This window comes from Pseudomonas sp. CGJS7 (assembly GCF_036961695.1).
Map to the genome: position 1 here is coordinate 1 of NZ_JBAMDI010000052.1, position 19,308 is coordinate 19,308.

18 protein-coding genes are annotated in these 19,308 nt (G+C 67.6%); 13 read left to right on the forward strand and 5 right to left on the reverse strand.

All coding sequences use genetic code 11. The features are described 5' to 3' along the window. Positions 1-6: 6 nt before the first annotated feature. Entirely contained in the window at positions 7-1,179 is a 1,173-nt protein-coding gene (locus V7787_RS27075; protein WP_336090358.1) for an MFS transporter, read from the reverse strand. Positions 1,180-1,333: 154 nt separating this feature from the next. Between V7787_RS27075 and V7787_RS27080 the strand changes: the two genes are divergently transcribed. The 5 genes from V7787_RS27080 (at position 1,334) to V7787_RS27100 (ending at position 5,385) form a co-directional block, all read left to right on the forward strand. Further along, positions 1,334-1,786: an ArsR/SmtB family transcription factor gene (locus V7787_RS27080; protein WP_336090359.1), complete on the forward strand. Its 453-nt coding sequence runs from the start codon at positions 1,334-1,336 to the stop codon at positions 1,784-1,786. 166 nt (positions 1,787-1,952) lie between these two features. Next, positions 1,953-3,278, forward strand: coding sequence for a dicarboxylate/amino acid:cation symporter (locus V7787_RS27085; protein ID WP_336090360.1), 1,326 nt, complete (start codon positions 1,953-1,955; stop codon positions 3,276-3,278). 70 nt (positions 3,279-3,348) lie between these two features. Continuing rightward, entirely contained in the window at positions 3,349-4,113 is a 765-nt protein-coding gene (locus tag V7787_RS27090) for a hypothetical protein (RefSeq protein ID WP_336090362.1), read from the forward strand. After that, the gene (locus tag V7787_RS27095) at positions 4,110-4,658 is read left to right on the forward strand and encodes a hypothetical protein (protein ID WP_336090365.1); all 549 of its coding nucleotides are present in this window, start codon (positions 4,110-4,112) and stop codon (positions 4,656-4,658) included. Before V7787_RS27090 ends, V7787_RS27095 begins: the two co-directional genes overlap by 4 nt. A gap of 28 nt (positions 4,659-4,686) precedes the next feature. Beyond that, positions 4,687-5,385 carry a hypothetical protein gene (locus V7787_RS27100; RefSeq protein WP_336090367.1) on the forward strand — a complete coding sequence of 233 codons (699 nt, stop codon included), beginning with the start codon at positions 4,687-4,689 and terminating at the stop codon, positions 5,383-5,385. A 31-nt stretch (positions 5,386-5,416) separates the two neighbouring features. On the opposite strand, the gene V7787_RS27105 is transcribed toward V7787_RS27100, so the two are convergent. Beyond that, on the reverse strand, positions 5,417-5,905 hold the full coding sequence (locus V7787_RS27105) for an NUDIX hydrolase (protein WP_336090368.1): 489 nt from the start codon (positions 5,903-5,905) through the stop codon (positions 5,417-5,419). 215 nt (positions 5,906-6,120) lie between these two features. On the opposite strand from V7787_RS27105, the gene V7787_RS27110 reads away from it, so the two are divergent. The 4 genes from V7787_RS27110 (at position 6,121) to V7787_RS27125 (ending at position 10,459) form a co-directional block, all read left to right on the forward strand. Beyond that, positions 6,121-7,551 carry a M16 family metallopeptidase gene (locus V7787_RS27110; protein WP_336090369.1) on the forward strand — a complete coding sequence of 477 codons (1,431 nt, stop codon included), beginning with the start codon at positions 6,121-6,123 and terminating at the stop codon, positions 7,549-7,551. Between the two features lie 11 nt (positions 7,552-7,562). Next, positions 7,563-8,987 (forward strand): M16 family metallopeptidase, encoded by a 1,425-nt coding sequence (locus V7787_RS27115; protein WP_336090372.1) that lies wholly within the window; start codon positions 7,563-7,565, stop codon positions 8,985-8,987. 363 nt (positions 8,988-9,350) lie between these two features. Beyond that, on the forward strand, positions 9,351-9,965 hold the full coding sequence (locus V7787_RS27120) for an NADPH-dependent FMN reductase (protein ID WP_336090374.1): 615 nt from the start codon (positions 9,351-9,353) through the stop codon (positions 9,963-9,965). Continuing rightward, positions 9,962-10,459 (forward strand): acyl-CoA thioesterase, encoded by a 498-nt coding sequence (locus tag V7787_RS27125; protein ID WP_336090377.1) that lies wholly within the window; start codon positions 9,962-9,964, stop codon positions 10,457-10,459. The genes V7787_RS27120 and V7787_RS27125 overlap by 4 nt, the downstream gene beginning before the upstream one ends. A 212-nt stretch (positions 10,460-10,671) precedes the next feature. Here the strand turns inward: V7787_RS27125 and V7787_RS27130 are convergent, their stop codons facing one another. Then, positions 10,672-11,430: a C40 family peptidase gene (locus tag V7787_RS27130; RefSeq protein ID WP_336090379.1), complete on the reverse strand. Its 759-nt coding sequence runs from the start codon at positions 11,428-11,430 to the stop codon at positions 10,672-10,674. A 146-nt stretch (positions 11,431-11,576) separates the two neighbouring features. Next, the gene (locus tag V7787_RS27135; RefSeq protein ID WP_336090475.1) at positions 11,577-12,098 is read right to left on the reverse strand and encodes a C40 family peptidase; all 522 of its coding nucleotides are present in this window, start codon (positions 12,096-12,098) and stop codon (positions 11,577-11,579) included. Positions 12,099-12,286: 188 nt separating this feature from the next. Between V7787_RS27135 and V7787_RS27140 the strand changes: the two genes are divergently transcribed. Further along, positions 12,287-12,766 (forward strand): FKBP-type peptidyl-prolyl cis-trans isomerase, encoded by a 480-nt coding sequence (locus V7787_RS27140; protein WP_336090381.1) that lies wholly within the window; start codon positions 12,287-12,289, stop codon positions 12,764-12,766. Between the two features lie 201 nt (positions 12,767-12,967). Continuing rightward, positions 12,968-14,197 (forward strand): DUF418 domain-containing protein, encoded by a 1,230-nt coding sequence (locus V7787_RS27145; RefSeq protein WP_336090383.1) that lies wholly within the window; start codon positions 12,968-12,970, stop codon positions 14,195-14,197. A 97-nt stretch (positions 14,198-14,294) separates the two neighbouring features. On the opposite strand, the gene V7787_RS27150 is transcribed toward V7787_RS27145, so the two are convergent. Beyond that, positions 14,295-16,076, reverse strand: a complete 1,782-nt coding sequence (locus V7787_RS27150; RefSeq protein WP_336090385.1) for a M4 family metallopeptidase — start codon at positions 16,074-16,076, stop codon at positions 14,295-14,297. 555 nt (positions 16,077-16,631) lie between these two features. On the opposite strand from V7787_RS27150, the gene V7787_RS27155 reads away from it, so the two are divergent. Then, on the forward strand, positions 16,632-17,927 hold the full coding sequence (locus V7787_RS27155; protein WP_336090387.1) for an NAD(P)/FAD-dependent oxidoreductase: 1,296 nt from the start codon (positions 16,632-16,634) through the stop codon (positions 17,925-17,927). Beyond that, positions 17,924-19,303 (forward strand): glutathione-disulfide reductase, encoded by a 1,380-nt coding sequence (gene gorA / locus V7787_RS27160; RefSeq protein WP_336090389.1) that lies wholly within the window; start codon positions 17,924-17,926, stop codon positions 19,301-19,303. Before V7787_RS27155 ends, gorA begins: the two co-directional genes overlap by 4 nt. Positions 19,304-19,308: the final 5 nt, after the last annotated feature.

Sequence of the window (19,308 nt, forward strand, 5' to 3'; positions counted from 1 at the left end):
CTCACCTCAGATCGCCATATCCAAACGCCGATCCGCGCGATGCTCAAGAAAGTTCACCACCAGCCCCAAGCCGATCACCGCAGCCGCCACCACCAACACCTGATTCAAGCCGACCTGCCGCAACACCGCGCCGCCGATCAGCGAGCCCAGGGCGATGCCGATGTTGTAGCTCGACACGGTCAGGCTGGAGGCGATTTCGGCCGAACCGGGAATCAGCCGGCGCGAGATCTCGATCCCGTAATGCCCCAGCGACGGAGTGGAGCTCATCGCGAACAAGCCCAACACCAGAATGCCGGCGTAAGCGAACGAAGGCAGACCGATCAGGAAATAGATCGCCAGGAACAGACTCGCGATCAACGCGTAGTTGAAGCCGATGGTGCGCGACACGCCGAAACGCGCCGCGGCGATGCCGCCGAAGTGATTGCCCAGCACCACCCCGATGCCGAACAGCAGCAACAGGAAATTGGCGGTGTCCTGGCTGTAGCCCAGCGAATCGATGATCAGCTTGGGCAGGTAGGTGTAGGCGATGAAATAGCCGCCGAACAGCAGCACGATCTTCATCAGCGCCGACAGCACCCGCGGGTTGGAGATCACTTCGCCGAAACGCACCTGCTGCGATTCCAGCGTGCGTGCGCCGGCTTGCGCCGGAATCCAGCGCCACATCGCCGCCGCGGCGATCAGGTAAGCGCCGCCGAGCAGCCAGAAGGTGGCCTGCCAATGGTAGTGATCGCTGACGAAACCCATGATCGGAATGCTGAGCACGATGGCGATGGTCAGGCCCGAGATCACCTGGGCCATGCCTTCGATGGTCGAGCGCGGGCTGAGCTTCCCGGCCAACGGCATCGCCAGCGAGAAGAACAGGCCGTGATTGGCGCCCAGCAACAAGCGCGCCGCCAGCAACAGCCCGAAGTGTTCGGTCATCGAGGCCAGTACGGTCAGCGCGCCGGCCGCGGCCATCGACACCGCCAGGGTCAGGCGGGTGTCGTGACGTTGCAGCAGCCGGGTCAGCAACGGCGCGCCGATGGTGACGCCGATGGCGTAGATCGCCACCAGCCAGCCCAGTTCGTCGCTGCTGCGATGCAACTGATGGGTCAGCGACGGAATCAGGCCGACGGTGCCGAACTCGGCCGAGCCGAGCGCGAAGGCGCCGAGCAGGAGGGCGAAGAGGGATTTGTTCATGGGGGCGGAATTCGGGATCGGGGATTCGGGATTGGCGGAAGCGGCGGCTGGGGGCTGAAGTGGTTCCGGCCGATCCCAATCTCGTGCTATTGTTCCGATATTCGGAACTACGGAAACGATAGCAGCAGGCCGCGGCTTGTTGCAAGCTGTCGCCATGAGACCCCTGCATCACCCCGCCACCGACGATATCGAACTGACTTCCGTGCTCTACGCGCTGGCCGATCCGGTGCGGCTGAGCCTGGTCCGCGGCCTGAGCCGCGACAATCCGGTGTCCTGCGTCGGCGCCTGTCTGGACAACGAACTGGCGCTGCCGCGCGCGACCCTGTCGCGGCATTTCGACGTGCTGCGTTCGGCCGGCCTGGTCCACACGGTCAAATCCGGAACGCAGTATCTCAACACCCTGCGCTGCGACGATCTGGACCGGCGTTTCCCCGGTCTGCTGCGCGCGATCCTGCTCGGCGCCACCGGCTTGCCGGCGGCCCGCTTCGGCCAGGACAAGGCGCCCGCGGCCAAGCCCGAAACCGTTGCCGCGCGCGGGGAAAGCAAACCCGCCGCGCGCGGCCGCCGCGGCCAGGCCGCGCCCGCGCGTGCGGGCAAGGCGCGCTGATGCGCGCAACGCCGACGCGGCGGCGTTTTGCCGAACCGGCTCACACTAATGAAATTTGGTTGCGCGCTTATGCGTTCGGATTAGCCGGCGCGGCGGCCAAGCTGTTTATCGTGTCGTCCTTTCGCGCCCCGCGCGCGGCTTCTTGTATCGAGGGGATAGTCCGGCGATGAGTGCTCTGTTCTCGGCCTGGTTCCGTATTCCGTTCTGGCAGCGCGTGGTCGCCGGCTTCGCCCTCGGCGCCCTGGCCGGCTGGGCCCTGGGGCCGTCGGCCGATACCTGGTTCGGGCCGCTGGGCGATCTGTACGTCACCCTGATCAAGATGATCGCGGTGCCGCTGGTGTTTTTCGCGGTGATCAACGCGGTGGCCTCGCTGCATGGGCAGAAATCCATCGCCGCGCTCGGCGGCCGCACCTTCCTGTGGTTCGCGGTGACCGCGGTGCTGGCGGTGGGCGTGGGCCTGGCGGTGGGCACGATCATGCAGCCGGGCACCGGCGTGATCGGTCTGGCGATGGACTCGGCGTACAAGCCGCGCGACGTGCCCAGCGTGACCAAGGTGCTGCTGGACGTGGTGCCGAGCAATCCGTTCTACGCCCTGACCGGCATCGGCACGACCAAGAACGCCGCCGGCGAGACCGTGCTGGCGGCCGGCAAGGGCTCGATCCTGCCGGTGATTTTCTTCGCCGCCTTGCTCGGCTTCGCGATGGTCAAGCTGGGCGAAAAAGTCGCCGGCGTGCGCAAGCTGGTCGGCGAGACCAGCGAGCTGATGATCCAGGTCACCCGCTTCGTTCTGGAAGTCACCCCGATCGGCACCTTCGGCCTGATCGCTTCGCTGGTCGGCGCGTACGGCTTCGAGAAGCTGCTGCCGCTGGGCAACTTCGTGATCGCGCTGTATGTGGCCTGCGCGCTGCATATCGTGGTGGTGTACAGCGCGCTGCTGCTGGCGCACGGCCTGAACCCGTTGAAGTTCTTCCGCGGCGCCGCGCCGGGCATGCAGGTGGCGTTCGTGAGTTCGTCGAGTTTCGCCGCGATGCCGGCGGCGATGCGCTCGATCACCCACAACCTGGGCGTCAACAAGGACTACGCCGCATTCGCCTCGCCGCTCGGCGCGAGCATCAAGATGGACGGCTGCGGCGCGATCTATCCGGCGCTGTGCGCGGTGTTCATCGCCCAGTACACCGGCACGCCGTTGAGCGCGGACCAGTACCTGATCGTGATGATCGCCTCGGTGCTCGGCAGCTTCGGCACCGCCGGCGTACCCGGTACTGCGGTGATCATGGCCACGGTGGTGCTGAGCGCGGCGGGATTGCCGCTGGAAACCATCGGCTATCTGTATGCCATCGACCGTATCCTCGACATGATGCGGACCATGACCAACGTGACCGGGCAAATGCTGGTGCCGGTGCTGGTGGCGAAGGAAACCGGCCTGCTCGACCGCGCGGTGTACGAGGCCGCGCCGACCAACGTAGGATTGGAGCAAGACAAGGCCGCTTGATGCGGTAGCGTGGACCGGAAGACCGCGGCGGCAGATGCGCCGCGAGAGGCGATGCAAGGAGGCAGAGCGGATGTCGGTGGAAATCGTGTCGCGTCCGATGACGGACGAAGAAAAGCGCACCCTGGCCGCGAGCGCGCGGTTCCAGTGGATCGTCTCCATCGCGGCGGCGCGCGCCGGCCTGATCGTCGCGGCGATGCTGCTGGCGCTGATCGTGGTGCTGTGGTTCGGCCGCCACTGGCTGCCGTCATGCGCGAACGGATGCGTTTACTGGGCGCATCTGCTGCAACTGGTCGCGTTGATGGCGGCGATCTTCGCCGTCAGCGCAGTGCTGCTGGCCTTGTCGCGCCGCTGGCTGGAGCGCAAGCGCCTGCGCGCGCTGCGCGCCGATCTGCGCGCGGGCATGGTCGATGAAGAGCGCTACCGATTCAGCGGCTGCGAATGCTTCGTGCATGCCGAAGGCGAGCACGTGATGTACTTGCTGCGGATCGACGCCTCGCGCTGTCTGGCGGTGTACGACTACGGCCAGATCAGCGGCGACCCGGACGATGAGCACATGCTGACGCTGCTTCGGCCTCGAACCGAGGCGGTGCAGCGCCGCGCGCCGTGTTCGCGGACGGTGCTGTCGATCGCGCTGGAGGGCGCCGACCTGGCGTTCGTGCCGCAACTCGACGTGCCCAGCCGCGGCTGGCCGCCCGATCGCGCGGTCTGGGAGGTTCCATGGGACCAGGTGCGGCAGCGGCTGATGGCCGCCGGCGGCCCCACCCTGGCGGCCTTGTTGCAGGCCGAGCGCTTGCGCGATCATCGGCGCCGAGCCGAATCGCAAGGGACGCTATGAAGACGTGGATTCTCCCGGGCGCATGCGCCTTGTTGCTGGCCGCTTGCGCGACCACCGCGCCGCGGCCGCCGGCCGACGACGGCCGCAGCGGCGCGGTCGGCGTGCGTTCGATCGACAAGCTGATGCCCGGCACCGACCGCATGCAACTGGCCGACAACGAAACCTTCCAGATGCCGTTGGCCGAAGCCGGCAACCCGTTGCCGGCGTATCCGGCCGAGCTGTTGACCCAGCGGCTGCCGCCGCAAACGGTGTGCCTGCGGGTGGCGATCGGCGCCGACGGCCGGGTCATGGACAGCCAGCCGATCGCCGACGCCCAGGCCGGCTGCCCGGACGGCGACGGCCGCGATCCGCGTTTCATCCAGGCCGCGCGCACCGCCGCGGCGCAGTGGCGTTTCGATCCGGCGTTCCGTTGCGTCTATCCCGGCCCCAAGCCGGACGAACAAGGCTGCGTGACCGGCGTGGAGCAAGCGGTCGCGGTGAGTCTGGCTTTCAGCTTCGTGTTCGAACAGCAGGACGGCAAGGGCACGGTGCGGGTCGGCGGTTGAGCGGGAACCATTCGGGGGAGTCGTGTCGATGGAAGTTACCGCCGCCGCAATGACGGATCAGGAACGCGCTGCGCTGGAAACCTTGCTGCGGCCCGGTAAGTCGCGGTTGCGGCGAATGGGCGGGGAATGGGTGGTGGCGACGTCCTCGACCAGTTTGCTGGCGGCCTTGCTGTTCGCGCTTGCAGGTTGGTTGCTGCGCAAGCTCGCTGGGATCGACGTGGGCGACTATGTGTCGCTGGCGATCGTCGTCTGTGCGCTGTTGAGCGCGCTGATCTGCGCGGTTTACGTGTTCAGACACGATCGCTCCCGTCAGCGCATTCGCGCCCAGTCGGACCAGCGCTGCCGCGCGGATCTGGCGGCCGGGCAGGTGAGCGAGGAGCGCTATGCGCTCGACGCGATCAAATCCCTGCAGAACCCCGAACACGGCGGCTCGATCTATCTGCTGCGGATCGATGCGCAGCGTTGCCTGGCCGTATACGACTACGAATCCCACGACTTGGCGATGCGAGCGGCCGATCCGCTCAGCGGCGCGATGACGCCCGCCAACCGCGCGCTGCTACGCCGCGCGCCAGCGTCCGGCTACGTGTTCGCGATCGAGTTCAGCGGCGCACCGTTCGATAAAACGCCGCAAGGCGAACTGGCGGCCCCTCCCGAGCGTTGGCCGGAACACGGACAGCTGTGCGAAGTGCCTTGGGATCGGGTCGAACGTTGGTTGCAGGTGACCTGACCCACGCTCCAAGCGCGGGCGCTGCCGCGGATCAAACCCGCGAAAACTTCCACGACACCATCCGCCCGTCCCGATACGGCATCACCCCGTGGAACGGGCGCGGATCGGCGTCGAACACCAGCGGCAGGAATTCGCGGTCGCCTTCCCACATCGGCAATTCGTGCAATCGCTCGATGTCGACCCATTCCAGCGTGCCCTCGGGATTGCTCGCGAACGGCGCGCCTTCGAAGGCGGTAATGGTGAACACGAAACCGAGCCAGTCCTCGCCGTGTTTGCCGAAGCCCGGCCAGCTGATGGTGCCGCGCAGTTGCAGCGCGGTGCAGTCGATCCCGGCTTCCTCGAAGATCTCCCGGCGCATGCCCGCGACCACGTCTTCGTCGGCTTCCAGCTTGCCGCCCAGGCCGTTGTATTTGCCGAGCTGATGATCGTCGGGGCGGGCGTTGCGATGGACCATCAGCACTTGGCGGCCATCGGGCGAAATCACGTAGCCCAGGGTGGCCACGATAGGCGTATACGGCATGGGGGATGTATCGAATGGGGGCGGGACCGCGAGCGCACAGTGTCGGCGATTGTTCCCGCAACGGCCAGGGGCGCCGCCTCCCTACGTGACTTCCGACCCGCATCGGCATCCCTGGTGCGGGTTAAGGTGCCGGGGTTTGCGGCGACGGCGCCGGATCCGGCCATAATCGCCACGGTTCCATCACCAACCGATACGACAAGGACAGGGAGCACTCCATGCGCAAGCGTCGCCTCAGCATGCTGCTCGCCGGACTGACCACGATCACCGCCGCCGCGTTCGCTACAGCGTCCGCGGCCGAGAGCGATCGTTGGCAGTTGCCGGTGGCGGTCAAGAAACTCGACAACGGACTGACCGTGGTCGTGTCCCAGGACCGCAGCTCGCCGACCGTCGGGGTCAGCGTGGTCTATCACGTCGGCATGCGCCTGGAGCCGAAAAACCGCACCGGTTTCGCCCATTTGTTCGAGCATTTGATGTTCCAGGGCACGCCGACCGCGCCCAAGGGCGTGTTCGATCAGGTCATCAGCGGCGGTGGCGGACGCAACAACGGCTCGACCCGCCCGGACTTCACCAACTACATCGAGGTCGCGCCGGTGTCGGCGCTGGACCGCATCCTGTGGTTGGAAGCCGACCGCATGAAGACCCTGGACTTCAATCCGACTTCGCTGAAGAACCAGCAGGACGTGGTCAAGGAAGAAATCCGGGTCAACGTGAAGAACCAGCCCTACGGCGGCTTCATGTGGATCGACATCGGCCAGCACGCGTTCCAGAAGTGGGAGAACAACCACGACGGCTACGGCAGTTTCCAGGATCTGGAAAACGCCAGCCTGGCCGACGTGCAGTCCTTCCATCGCGACTACTACGGCCCCAACAACGCCGTGCTCGGCATCGCCGGCGACATCAGCCCGGAAGAAGCGTTCAAGCTCGCCGACAAATACTTCGCCGCGATTCCGGGCCGGCCGACGCCGGCGCCGCCGGATTACAGCGAAGGCCTGAACACCGCCGAGAAGCGGATCAGCCAGACCGACGCGCTGGCCCAGGTGCCGGCGATCGCCGCGGCCTGGAAGATGCCCGCGCGCGGCACTCGCGATCACGCGCCGATGGCGGTGCTCGGCAACGTGCTGGCCGGCGACGACGCTTCGCGGCTGTATCAGGGCCTGGTCAAGCAGCGCCAGATCGCGCTCAACATCGAGCCGCTGTACGGCCTGGTCGATCCGTGGACCTATAACGGCCCGACCTTGTACACCTTGTTCGCGCTGTACAAGCCCGACACCAACGCCGACGCGGTGCTGACGGCGATCGACGAGGAGGTGGCCAAGATCGCCCAGAGCGGCGTCGATGCGGCCACGCTCAAGCGGGTCAAGACCAAGATGCTGGCCGATTGGTACAACGGCCTGGAGAGCTACATCGACCGCGCCGACACCATCGCGCTGATGCAGACCTTGTGGGGCGATGCGAACGTGGTCAACAAGATTCCCGGCTGGATCGAAGCGGTGACCTCGGCCGACGTGCAGCGTGTGGCCAAGACCTATCTGACCCGCGCCAACCGCACCGTGATCGATCGCCGGCCGGCCGCGATGGCCGCCGCGCCCGCGGCCAAGGCCGACGCGCCGAAGACCCAGACGGCCGCGCCGTCGGGCAAGAACTGAGGACCGACGCCATGAGACTCCAGACTACTTCGCTCGCGCTGTCCCTCTCGCTGGCCCTGACCGCGCTGGCCGGCACCGCCGTCGCCGGTCCCGCCGCCAAGCTGCCCGAGCGCTTGCCGCCGCTGGCCGCCGACAAAGCCTTGCCGGTGCCGCAGATCGCGCAGAAAACCCTGGCCAACGGCTTGCAGGTGTGGGTGGTGCCGCGTCAGGGCTTGCCGCGCGTGGACTACGTGCTGACCGTGCGCAATGCCGGTTACGCCGCCGATCCGGCCGACGCGCCGGGCTTCGCTTCGCTCTACGCCGGTCTGCTGGTGGAGGGCACCGCCAAGCTCAACGCCAAGGCCATCGCCGAAACCGCGCAGAGCTACGGCGGCGAGATCGGCGCCAACGCGGTCAACGACGGCGTGCTGCTCAGCGCCAACGCTCTGCCTTCGCAAGCCGCGCCGATGCTGACCTTGTTGTCGGACGTGGCCGAAGGCGCCAGCTTCCCCGACGATGAGGTCAAGCTGGCCCAGGCCAACGCGCTGCAAGGCTTGAAGGCCGCGCAGGCGCAGCCTTCGTTCAAGGCCACGCGCGCGTTGCTGGCGGCGACCTACGGCGATCATCCGTATGCGCGCACCCAGCCAACCGAAGCCTCGATCAACGCCATCACCGCCGAAAAGGTCCGCGCCGAACACGCCAAACGTTTCCGTCCCGACCGCGCGCTGCTGGTCATCACCGGCCGCATCGACCCCGAGCAAGGCTTCAAACTCGCCGAAGCGGCGTTCGGCGACTGGAAAGCCAGCGGCGAGCCCATCGCCGACACCGCCGCCGCGCGCCGCAGCGCGCCGGCGCAGCGGGTGTTCGTGCAGCGCGACGGCAGCGTGCAATCGGCGGTGCGGCTGGGCCGCCCGGCGATTCCCGCGACCGATGCCGACTACATCCCGGCGCAGCTCGCCGGCATCGTCCTCGGCGGCGGCTTCAGCAGCCGGCTGATGCAGAACCTGCGCGAGGACAAGGGCTACACCTACGGCGCCCGCGGCGGTTTGAGCGCGCTGCTGTCCGGCGGCGCGATCCAGGCCTCGGCCGACGTGCGCAACGAAGTCACCGGCGCGTCGATCGGCGAATTCATCTACGAATTCGGCAAGCTCAACGATTACCCGGTGCCGGCGCAGGAGTTGGAAGACACCAAGCGTTACGTCGCCGGCGGTTATCTGATCAACAACCAGCTGCAACGCGCGGTGGCCGCGTCGTTGGCGAGCAACTGGCTGTTCGGCCTGCCGCCGGAATTCCTCGGCGAGTACGTGCCCAAGGTCCGGGCGGTCGATGCCGCGCAGGTTCAGGCGATGGCGAAGAAGTATTACGCGCCCAAGGATCAGTCGATCATCGTGGTCGGCGATTACCAGGCGGTGCAGTCGCAGCTCAAGCAGTACGGCGAGTTCAAGCAGGAGAAGTGATTCGGCGTTGGTCGTTGGCGGATGCGCGGATTGGCGTATGCGCCGGGGTTGTCGGTGATCGGCGACTGACGACCGACGAAGAGACCTGGAAGCCCCGGCCGTTTTGGCCGGGGCTTTTTCTTTTGCTCGTCATTCCCGCGAACGCGGGAATCCAGGGCCTTTCGCGCGAAACAGCGTGAAGCCTGTCGACGCGCCTTCGCAGTTTTCGTTGCGAAACACCGAGCGTTCAGACTTCCGGCGTTCTCGCACGAAAGGCCCTGGATTCCCGCGTTCGCGGGAATGACGGGCGAAAAGGCGGCCATCGAGGCTGCAACCGAATCCCCAATCCCGCGCCATAATGCCCGCCTCGCCACGGAGGACCTTATGTCCGCAGCCAGCCCATCCGACGCCCCGCGCCTGCTCGCCTTCGCCGGCAGCCTGCGCGCAGGTTCCTACAACCGCCGGCTGATCCCGGTGTTGGCCGAAGGCGCGCGCGCCGCCGGCGCCACGGTCACCCAGATCGAACTGCGCGACTACCCGCTGCCGATCTACGACGGCGACATCGAAGCCGAAGGTCTGCCGGAGAACGCACGCCTGCTGCAAGCGTTGATGGCCGAGCACGACGGTTTGCTGATCTCCACGCCCGAGTACAACGGATCGATGCCGGCGCTGGTCAAGAACACCCTGGATTGGATCTCGCGCCCGCTCGGCGACGGCCGTTCGGGCACCAGCCTGTTCGCCGACAAGGTCGCCGGCATCGTCTCGGCGTCGCCGGGCCCGCTGGGCGGGCTGCGTTCGCTGCTGGTGCTGCGCGATGCCTTGGCCAAGCTGGGCTTGATCGTGGTGCCGCAGCAGGTGGCGGTCGGACAGGCGGGCGAGAAGTTGCACGACTACGGCCAACTCGGCGATGAGCGCCAGCGCGAAGCGGTGCACCGCGTCGGCGCGGCGGTGGTCCGTCATCTCAAGGTCTACACCTCCACCAGCGGAGCCCGCGCATGAAAGGCCAGCAACGCGAATTGAACCTGCGCTTCCTTGCCCAGCCGACCGACGTCAATTACGGCGGCAAGGTCCACGGCGGCATGGTGATGAAGTGGATCGATCAGGCCGGCTACGCCGCCGCGGTCGGTTGGAGCGGCAAATACAGCGTCACCGTCGCGGTCGGCGGGATCCGTTTTGTCGCCCCGATCCGGATCAGCGATCTGGTGACCGTGCACACCAAGCTGATCCTGACTGGCACCAGCAGCATGCATTTCGCGGTCGACGTGAAAGCGCGCGATCCCGGTCTGGACGACGGCGAGCCGGAAGAGCGCTTGTGCACCCATTGCGTGATCGTGTTCGTGGCGATGGATCAGGTCGAAGGCAAGCCGACGCCGGTGCCGTCGTGGACGCCGGAAAGCGAGGACGACAAGCGTTTGGCGGAGTACGCGCTGAAGGTGATGGAGTTGAGCAAGGGCATTGAGGCGACGGTGGAGCGGTACGTTCACGAGAGTTGAGCCGCGTTTGCTCTTCCCCCTTTGAAAAAGGGGGGTAGGGGGGATTTGCTCTTAACCGCGCAAATCCCCCGCGCTGCGGTTTCTCGCCGCCTCGTGCCTCACCAGGCGCTCGCCCCCTTTTTCAAAGGGGGCGCCGACTCAAGCGCCGCCCCAAAACGAAACAGGCCGCCCGAAGGCGGCCTGTTTCTCGTATGCATATCGAAGCGCAGAACTCAGATCCCGTCGACCCGACGCGCTTCCATGAACTTCCCGCTCCAGTAACCGCTGTCCAGGCTGGACACAGTCACGTCCTTGCCGGTGCGCGGGGCATGCACGAAACGGCCGTCGCCCAGATAGATGCCGACATGGTCGACCCGGCCACGACGGCCGAAGAACACCAGATCGCCTTCGGTCATGGCGTCGCGGTCGATCACTTCGCCGGTCTTGGCCATCTCGCGCGAAACGCGCGGCAGTTCGATGCCCAGGGCATTGCGGAACACGTAGCCGACCAAGCCGCTGCAGTCGAACCCCTGGTCGGGCGAGGTGCCGCCCCAACGGTAGGGGGTGCCGAGCAGGGCCAGCGCGCGTTGCAGCATGCCCTTGATCCGGCCTTGTTCGGCCACCGGCATGTCGGTCTTGCTCAGCGCCACGTCCTGACCCTGGCCGAGCAGGCGGTTGAGGTCGGTGGCGAGCATCAGTGCGCGGTCGGAGAGGGTCATCGCCTCCGGCAGCATGTTGCCGGCGGTCGGTTCCGGCGCGTCGGCCGAATCGTTGCGCAGCGACGGACCGCCCGGAAGGATGCCGCCGATCGCCGAACCGGCGGCGGTGCCGGTCTGGGACGCGGACTGGGCGAACGCGGGCAGCGCGCAAACCGCCAGCGCGGCGGTCAGCAGAAGACGTTGGGTGGCCCGGCCGGAGCGGCTCTGGGCGGTGTCGCAAGATGCTTGGGGGGTGGCAGCCTGGCGGTTGTGGCGAGGTGTTTGGGTCGTCACTTAGTAATCACGAAGTCGTCACCGGTAGGGGACGATACCTGCCAAGCGCGAGAGGGTGGTTCAAATTTCGTTAGGCGGCCGTTAACAGGTGTGTGATTTTCCTCACATTTCTGACTGGTCTGAGACCTGCCGCGCATTCATGAGTCTCAGTTCTTCCTGAGAACTCGTTTGGCCCCGCTGTAATGGTCGCGCCAGTAGGGGCCGTCCAGACGGTCCAGGCGCACCGTGCCGCCGCTGCTGGGGGCGTGGATGAAGCGCCCCTCGCCGACGTAAATGCCGACGTGGCTGACGTTGCCGGAGCTGCCGAAGAACACCAGATCGCCGGCGGCCAGCAGCAACGGGGCGATCTTCGGGCCCTGATAGCCGGCCAGGTCGCGCGAGGTCCGCGGCAGGCTCATCGCCAGCATGTCGCGATAGACGTAATTGACCAGGCCGCTGCAGTCGAAGCCGCCTTCCGGGGTGTTGCCGCCGTAGCGGTAGGGCGTGCCGACCAGGCTGAAAGCGCGCATCAGCACCGAATTGGCGGCGCCGGGGTTCTCCGGGTCGACGTGCGGCCAGACCTTGGTCGGCTGGCCCGGCGGCGGGCGCTTGACGGTCTGCTGGCTGCCGCCGCAGGCCGCGAGCAGGCCGCTCAGGGCCAGCCCCAGCAGCAGCGCCGGCAACGGCAGCGGCCCGCGCGCTGGCGCGGGAGCGGTGTTGCCGGGATAATGCGCGGCCTTCGTCACGCCGATAGCTTGGCGGCTATCGGCGGCGGCGACAAGACAATCCATGTGACGTTTTGTGGCGGCCCATCCACATCGGCGCCGCCGTTACCTTTCCTGATCGCCGTTTGCGCGGTCTTCCAGCCGGACTTGCCATGAAAATCGAAAAAGATCGCGTCGTGCGTTTCCACTACACCGTTTCCGAACAGGGCAGCGAGCCGCTGGAAACCTCGGAAGGCCGCGAGCCGCTGGCGATCCTGATCGGCCACAACAACATCATCCCGGGCCTGGAAAAGGCGATGGAAGGCCGCGAAGCCGGCGACAAGTTCGAAGTCGACGTGGCCGCCGCCGACGCCTACGGCGCTCGCCAGGACGGGCTGACCCAGCGCGTGCCGAAGAAGTACTTCAAGGACACCAAGCTGGAAGTCGGCATGCAGGCGGTGCTGCAGACCAACTTCGGCCCGCGCGCGGTGACCATCCAGAAGATCGGCATGAGCGTGGTCGACGTCGACCTGAATCACCCGATGTCCGGTAAGGATCTGCACTTCGCGGTCGAGATCGTCGACGTGCGCGAAGGCGGTAAGGAAGAGATCGAGCACGGCCACGTCCACGGCGACGGCGGTCACGCACACTGATAAGCGGTTCGGCCCGGACACCGGGCCGAGCTCGCGACCCGGACGGCCCGCGCGAGCGGGCCGTTCGCTTTTGCGGCCGATCACGCCCAAGCTCCGCGCCGACGCCCGGTTCGGCAACGGCCTGAGTCAGGCGTTCGGGCAACATGGCCCGAGGCGAGGTTTCCGCGCCGGCGCAACGCTTCCGACCCCAGGCACCGCACGATGTCCGCTGCAACCCAATTGGCGCCGATCCCCGCACGCGACCGGCTGATCGCGCTCGATGCGCTGCGCGGGATCGCCTTGCTCGGCATCCTGCTGAGCAATATCGCCAGCTTCGCAGGGCCGCTGGCGCAGTTGCGCGAGGGCATCGATCCGGCGCTGAGCGGCATCGACCAGGCCTTGTCGGCGCTGGTGTACGTGCTGGTGCGGAACAAGTTCTGGACCTTGTTCGCGCTGCTGTTCGGCATGGGCTTTGCGGTGATGCTGGAACGCGCCGGCGCGGCCGGTCGCGATTTCCGCCCGGTGTATCTGCGCCGCAGCCTGGGTTTGCTGGCGATCGGTCTGCTCCACGCCTGGCTGATCTGGGCCGGCGACATCCTGGTCACCTACGCGCTGAGCGCGTTCGCGCTGCTGCTGTTGCGCCGGTGCTCGGGCGAGACCTGGCTCAAGCTGGGCGCGATGCTGTATCTGAGCGTGATCGGCTACATGCTGTTGATCGCGGCGGCGTTCGCGGTGCCCGGCGTGGCGCAGGGCAATGCGGAGAATCTGGCCCGCGCCCAGGCCGAGTACGCGGCCGAAGTCGCCGCATACGGGCACGGCGATTATTTCGCCGTGACCGCGCAGCGCTTGCGCTTCTTCTTCGACAGCGCGGTCCCCGGCTGGAGCCTGATGCTGCCGATGTCGCTGGGGCTGTTTCTGATCGGCGCCGGACTGGTGCGCAGCGGCGTCGTCGCCGATCCGGCCAGGCACCGCGCCGCGTTGCGCGCGATCGTCGGTTACGGCGCGCCGATCGGCGCGGTGTCGACCGCAGTCAGCCTGATGCTCGACAGCGCGCCGTCGCTGGTGAGCTTCAGCGCGTCGTCGGTGTTGGCGCAGACCCTGCACACGCTCTCCGGTCTGCCGCTGGCGTTAGCGTTGATCGCCGCGGTGCTGTTGATCCTGCAGGCCGGTGCGCGTTGGCCGCTGCGCTTCGCCCCGGCCGGGCGCATGGCCTTGAGCAATTATCTGGCGCAGTCGCTGGTCGCGACCTGGGCGCTGTACCACTACGGGCTGAATCTGTGGGGCCGGTTGTCGTACGCCGAACTGTTCGCCGCGGCCTTGGTCTTGTTCGCCTTGCAGATGGCGGTGAGCGCGTGGTGGCTTCGGAATTACCGGTTCGGGCCGGTGGAATGGCTGTGGCGCGCGTTCTCGTACTGGCGCATACCGGCGATGCGGTTGCGCGGCGGCGACTAGGGTTCGCCGCGGCAACAAGAACGGCCCGCTCGCGCGGGCCGTTCGATGCGGCGTTGGCGCAACCGCCAACGCCGCAGAGTCGGTGCGATGCGCCGACTCAGTTCACGCTCACCGCCGTCCACACCCGGGCCAGGGTGGTGTACTCGGTCGAGGTGTTGCCGTACAGATCCGCGGCGGCCTGCAGCGTCCAGGTGCGCGCCTGCGGATAGGTGGTGCTGGAAACGAAGTAACGGGTCAGCGCGCGGTACATGATCGCGCCGACCTTGTTGCGGCCGATGCCGACGATGGCGGTGTCGTTGTTGCACACCAGCTGAGCCTTGGTGTAGTTGAAACCGGCCGGCACCACCGCGCCTTCCGAGGCCAGATAGAACATCCGGTTGAGCACGCCGGAGGTGTAGTGCGGATCGAACGGGCCGCGCGCGTAGGTCTGCGAGGCGGTGAAGCCGCCGGACGGGTAGCAGACCTTCGACTTGCCGTCGGCGTCCTGCTTGAACATCACCCGCAACGCTTTCTTGTCGCCGGGGTTGCTGATGTAGATCTCTTCGCCGATCAGGTAATCGCCCGGATCGTTGGCGTTGCCGACCGCGAACTCGACCAGGGTGCCGAAGATGTCGGAGACGCCTTCGTTGATGCCGCCGCTGTCCTTGATGTTGTAGTAGCCCAGGCGCGCGGTGGCGCCGGTCACGCCGTGGGTCATTTCGTGGCCGGCCACGTCGAGCGCGACCAGCGGGCGATAGGTGGTGCCGTCGCCGTCGCCGTACAGCATCGCGCTGCCGTCCCAGTACGCGTTGACCAGGTTGGTCGGGCCGTAATGGACGTAGCTGTTGACGCCGCGGCCGTCGTTGAAGATGCCGTTGCGGCCGTGGGTGTTCTTGTAATAGTCCCAGGTCGCGGCGACGCCGTAATGGGCGTCGGCGGCGGCCGAGGCGCGGTCGGAAGTGGTGTTGTTGCCCCAGGTATTGTCGGCGTCCTTGAACAGGGTGCCGCTGGCGCTGCTGCGGTTGCCGGCATCCCAGGTCTTGCCGTTGCCGCGGCTGGGATCGGTCATCTCGAAGCCGCCGGTGACCGAATTGGTGACGATGCCGACGTTGCCCAGGGTCAGGGTCTTGCCGGTGCCGTTGGCGGCCGCGGCGTGGACGTGGTCGTCTTCCTGCAGCAGCTTGCCGTTGCCGGCATCGATGAAATAGCTCAGGTTGCCCGGCGCCGGGCTGTCGTTGCGTTCGCCGCGCACGTCGACCTGATAGGCCAGGGTCGGCTGGACGCCGCGCGCGAACACCACCAACTGCGCGTCGGCCGAAGCGATGGTACCGTCGAACGCGGCGCCGGCTTCGACCCGCGCCTGTTCGGCGCTGAGCTTGGGCTTGAGATCGGGGCGGGCGAAGCTGCGCATGTCGTCGCCCTGGCTGATCGACAGCAACTGGCCGTCGCGGCTGTGCACGACGAAATCGCCGCCGACCACCGGCAGGCCTTCGTAGCTGCGCTCCATGCGCACGTGCTCGGTGCCGTCGCGGTCGACCATCACGTCGCGGGCGTGGAAGCCGTCGGCGGCGACGCGGTGAACCTGCTCGGAGGCGACGCCGTTGAGCAGGCCGCGCGCGCGGTCGGCGGCGGGCGAGGCGTCGGCTTGCGCCGGCGAGGTCGATGCGGCGGCCAGTTCGCTGCCCGCGCGCGCGCCGGTGCTGGCGAACAGCGCTGTCAGCGGCGAGTTGTGGCGTTGCGCCGCGGTTTGCGCCGCATTGGCGCTGGCGTTGGTGGTTTTGCCGGCGGGTGCGGCGTCGGCGGTGCTGTCGAACAGATCGGCGGTGGCTCCGGTGCGGTCGGCGACTAGCGCCAGCGCGGCGAGAATGGCGCTGGCGAGCAATACGGTCTTGGCTTGCATGTGCGGTCTTCCCCATAGAAGTAGGAAACGGTGGCCAAAGCGCGCCCGTACCGCGCCGGTGGCGGCAATGCGTCGGGAGCGGATGGACCCGCGGCGGCTCGGCATCGCGTACCGATGACGGGCGGGCAAACAGACGTTAGGCGCGGCGCGTGGCCGATGCGAAGCAAAACCAGTTCTGTGCGTCACACAATCGCACAGCTCAGTAAGCGGTCTGTCACACATTGCGTTTCAGTAATGACGTTCAGCCGCTGTGCGCTTGCACGGCCGTGTCCGCTGCGACAAGCACGGCTCAGCGCGACAAAGGCCCGATTCGGCCGATCCGCCCCGCCGCCGGATTCGGCTAAGTCCGCGAGCCGATTCGGGCAGTTTCGGCGCCGCTGGGATGCGGTGCCGGCGGGCGCGGTTTCATTGCCGAAACTCAGCATTCGATCCTCATCGTGGTGACACCCCGGCGCGATCCCGGCACGGCCGTTACTATGGTCGCCGGCGCCGCGACGGCGGCGCGCCATCGCCGCGCGGCGCGCGGGCCGATGGCCCAGCCAACGACGGAGCACGATGAGCGCAGTCCAGGTGGAAGCAGAACCGGCCGGCCCCGCGAGCGGGCGCGAGGACGTGATCGTGGTCGGCGCGGGCGTGATCGGTCTGACCTGCGCCCTGGCCTTGCTGGAAAGCGGGCGCGGGGTGCGGGTGATCGACGCCGGCCGGGTCGGCGGCGGCAGTTCGCACGGCAATTGCGGCACCATCACCCCCAGCCACGCCACTCCGCTGGCCGCGCCGGGGGTGATCGCGCAGGCGCTGCGCTGGATGCTGACCCCGGACGCGCCGCTGTACGTGCACCCCAAGCTGGACCCGCAGCTGTGGCGCTGGCTGCTGGGCTTCGCCGCGCGCTGCAATCCGCGCGACTGGCGCGCCAGCGCCCAGGCCAAGGCGGCCTTGCTCAACGACTCGCGGGCGCGGCTGGAAGACTGGGTGTCGCGCTACGGCCTGGTCTGCGAATTCGACAGTTCCGGCGTGGACTACGTGTTCCGCGACGCGCGCGCGTTCGAGCACGGTCAGCACGAACTGGATTTGCTGCGCGAGTTCGGCGTGCGGATCGAGCTGATCGACGGCGGCGCGTACGAAGCGCAAGACCCGGCGTTCAAGCCCGGCGTGGCCGGCGCGATCCGTTTCGATCACGACGCGGTGCTGCGGCCGGACAAGTACGTGGACGCGCTGGCCCAGGCGGTGCGCCAGCGCGGCGGCGAAATAATCGAGCAATGCGCCCTGCGCGGCGTGCGCCGCGACAGCGACGGGCTGAGCCTGGACACCGCGCGCGGCGTCTTGCGCGCGCGCGAGGCGGTGATCGCGCTGGGCGCGTGGTCGCCGCAGATGTCCGAAGCGATCGGGCTGCCGTCGCTGAAGCGGGTGATGCAGCCCGGCAAGGGCTATTCGATCACCTACGACCGTCCCGCGCTGGTGCCGCGCCGGCCGGTGGTGCTGCGCGAACGCAAGGTTTGCGTGACCCGCTGGGACAGCGGTTTCCGCCTGGGCAGCACGATGGAATTCTCCGGTTTCGACGACAGCCTCAACCCGCGCCGGCTGGCCGCGTTGGAGCGCGGCGCGGCCGAGTACCTGCACCAACCCGTCGGCCCGGTCGAGCGCGAGCGCTGGCAGGGCTGGCGGCCGATGAGCCTGGACGATGTGCCGCTGATCGGCGCGGTGCCGGGCCGCGACGGCCTGTGGCTGGCCACCGGCCACGGCATGATGGGCGTGAGCATGAGCGCCGGCACCGGCCAGTTGATCGCCGACCTGATCGCCGGCCGCGCCACCGCGATCGACCCGCATCCCTTCCGACCGGAGCGTTTTGCGTGAGCGAAGACGACAACACCCAAACCCATTTCGACCTGATCGTGATCGGCGGCGGCTCCGGCGGCCTGGCCGGCGCGTTCCGCGCGGCCGAGTACGGCGCGCGGGTGGCGCTGCTGGAACCGGCCCTGCTCGGCGGCACCTGCGTCAATGTCGGTTGCGTGCCGAAGAAAGCGATGTGGCTGGCCGCCGACATCGCGTCCAAATTGCGCATGGCGCAGTCGCTGGGCTTCGCCATCGAGCAACCCGAAGGGCGGCGCTGCGAACTGGACTGGCCGACCTTCATCGTCCACCGCCAGCGTTACATCGCCAACATCCACGAGAGTTACCGCAAGCGCCTGGACGCGGCCGGGATCGTGGTCGCGCCGATGCGCGCGCACCTGCTCGACGCCAACACGGTGGAGTGCGAGAACGGCGCGCGGCTGAGCGCGCCGCGGATCCTGATCGCGACCGGCGGCCACGCGGTCAAGCCGGAGATCCCGGGCGCCGAGCTCGGCGGCACCTCGGACGATTTCTTCACCTGGAACGCCGCGCCGGAACGGGTGGGCATCGTCGGCGCGGGTTACATCGCGGTCGAATTGGCCGGCGTGTTGCAGGCGCTGGGCAGCCGGGTCGAAGTGTTCGCGCGCGGCGCGCGGCTGCTGGAAGGATTCGACGCGGAATTGACCGCGCAGCTGTCAGACGATTATTGCCAGAGCGGCGTGCGCCTGCATTTCGGCCACGCCGTCGCGGCGCTGGAAGCCGATGGGACGAAGGTGCGGGTGCGCGGCGTCGACGGCTCGCTCAGCGAGGCCTTCGACAAAGTGGTGTTCGCCACCGGGCGCCGGCCCAATACCTCGCGTCTGGGTTTGAGCCAGCTTGGAGTGAAGCTCGATGAGCGCGGCCATATCGTCGTCGATGAGCTGCACGCGACCAACGTGCCCGGGGTGAATGCGGTCGGCGATGCGACCACCGACGTGCAGCTGACTCCGGTGGCGATCGCCGCCGCGCGCCGGCTGATGGATCGGGTGTACGGCAAGCGCGAAGGCCGGCTGGACCAGCGCGATATTCCGACCGTGGTGTTCGCCCATCCGCCGATCGGCAAGGTCGGCTTGACCGAAGACGAGGCGCGCCAGCGACATGGTGACAATCTGCACATCTATCGCGCCGGCTTTCGGCCGATGCTGTACGCCCTGGCCGAGTCGCCGCAGCGCAGCCTGTTCAAGCTGATCTGCGTCGGCCAGGAGCGCCGCGTGGTCGGCATCCATCTGCTCGGCGAAGCCGCCGATGAGATGCTGCAAGGCTTCGCGGTGGCGCTCAAGCGCGGCATCACCCTGGACGACCTGCGCGACACGGTCGCCATCCATCCGACCAGCGCCGAAGAAGTGGTGCTGATGCGTTGAGCGAC

Coding starts and splice junctions, on each gene's coding strand:
- V7787_RS27075 (WP_336090358.1), bottom strand. CDS start 1,179: ATGAACAAATCCCTCTTCGCCCTCCTGCTCGGCGCCTTCGCGCTCGGC.
- V7787_RS27080 (WP_336090359.1), top strand. CDS start 1,334: ATGAGACCCCTGCATCACCCCGCCACCGACGATATCGAACTGACTTCC.
- V7787_RS27085 (WP_336090360.1), top strand. CDS start 1,953: ATGAGTGCTCTGTTCTCGGCCTGGTTCCGTATTCCGTTCTGGCAGCGC.
- V7787_RS27090 (WP_336090362.1), top strand. CDS start 3,349: ATGTCGGTGGAAATCGTGTCGCGTCCGATGACGGACGAAGAAAAGCGC.
- V7787_RS27095 (WP_336090365.1), top strand. CDS start 4,110: ATGAAGACGTGGATTCTCCCGGGCGCATGCGCCTTGTTGCTGGCCGCT.
- V7787_RS27100 (WP_336090367.1), top strand. CDS start 4,687: ATGGAAGTTACCGCCGCCGCAATGACGGATCAGGAACGCGCTGCGCTG.
- V7787_RS27105 (WP_336090368.1), bottom strand. CDS start 5,905: ATGCCGTATACGCCTATCGTGGCCACCCTGGGCTACGTGATTTCGCCC.
- V7787_RS27110 (WP_336090369.1), top strand. CDS start 6,121: ATGCGCAAGCGTCGCCTCAGCATGCTGCTCGCCGGACTGACCACGATC.
- V7787_RS27115 (WP_336090372.1), top strand. CDS start 7,563: ATGAGACTCCAGACTACTTCGCTCGCGCTGTCCCTCTCGCTGGCCCTG.
- V7787_RS27120 (WP_336090374.1), top strand. CDS start 9,351: ATGTCCGCAGCCAGCCCATCCGACGCCCCGCGCCTGCTCGCCTTCGCC.
- V7787_RS27125 (WP_336090377.1), top strand. CDS start 9,962: ATGAAAGGCCAGCAACGCGAATTGAACCTGCGCTTCCTTGCCCAGCCG.
- V7787_RS27140 (WP_336090381.1), top strand. CDS start 12,287: ATGAAAATCGAAAAAGATCGCGTCGTGCGTTTCCACTACACCGTTTCC.
- V7787_RS27145 (WP_336090383.1), top strand. CDS start 12,968: ATGTCCGCTGCAACCCAATTGGCGCCGATCCCCGCACGCGACCGGCTG.
- V7787_RS27150 (WP_336090385.1), bottom strand. CDS start 16,076: ATGCAAGCCAAGACCGTATTGCTCGCCAGCGCCATTCTCGCCGCGCTG.
- V7787_RS27155 (WP_336090387.1), top strand. CDS start 16,632: ATGAGCGCAGTCCAGGTGGAAGCAGAACCGGCCGGCCCCGCGAGCGGG.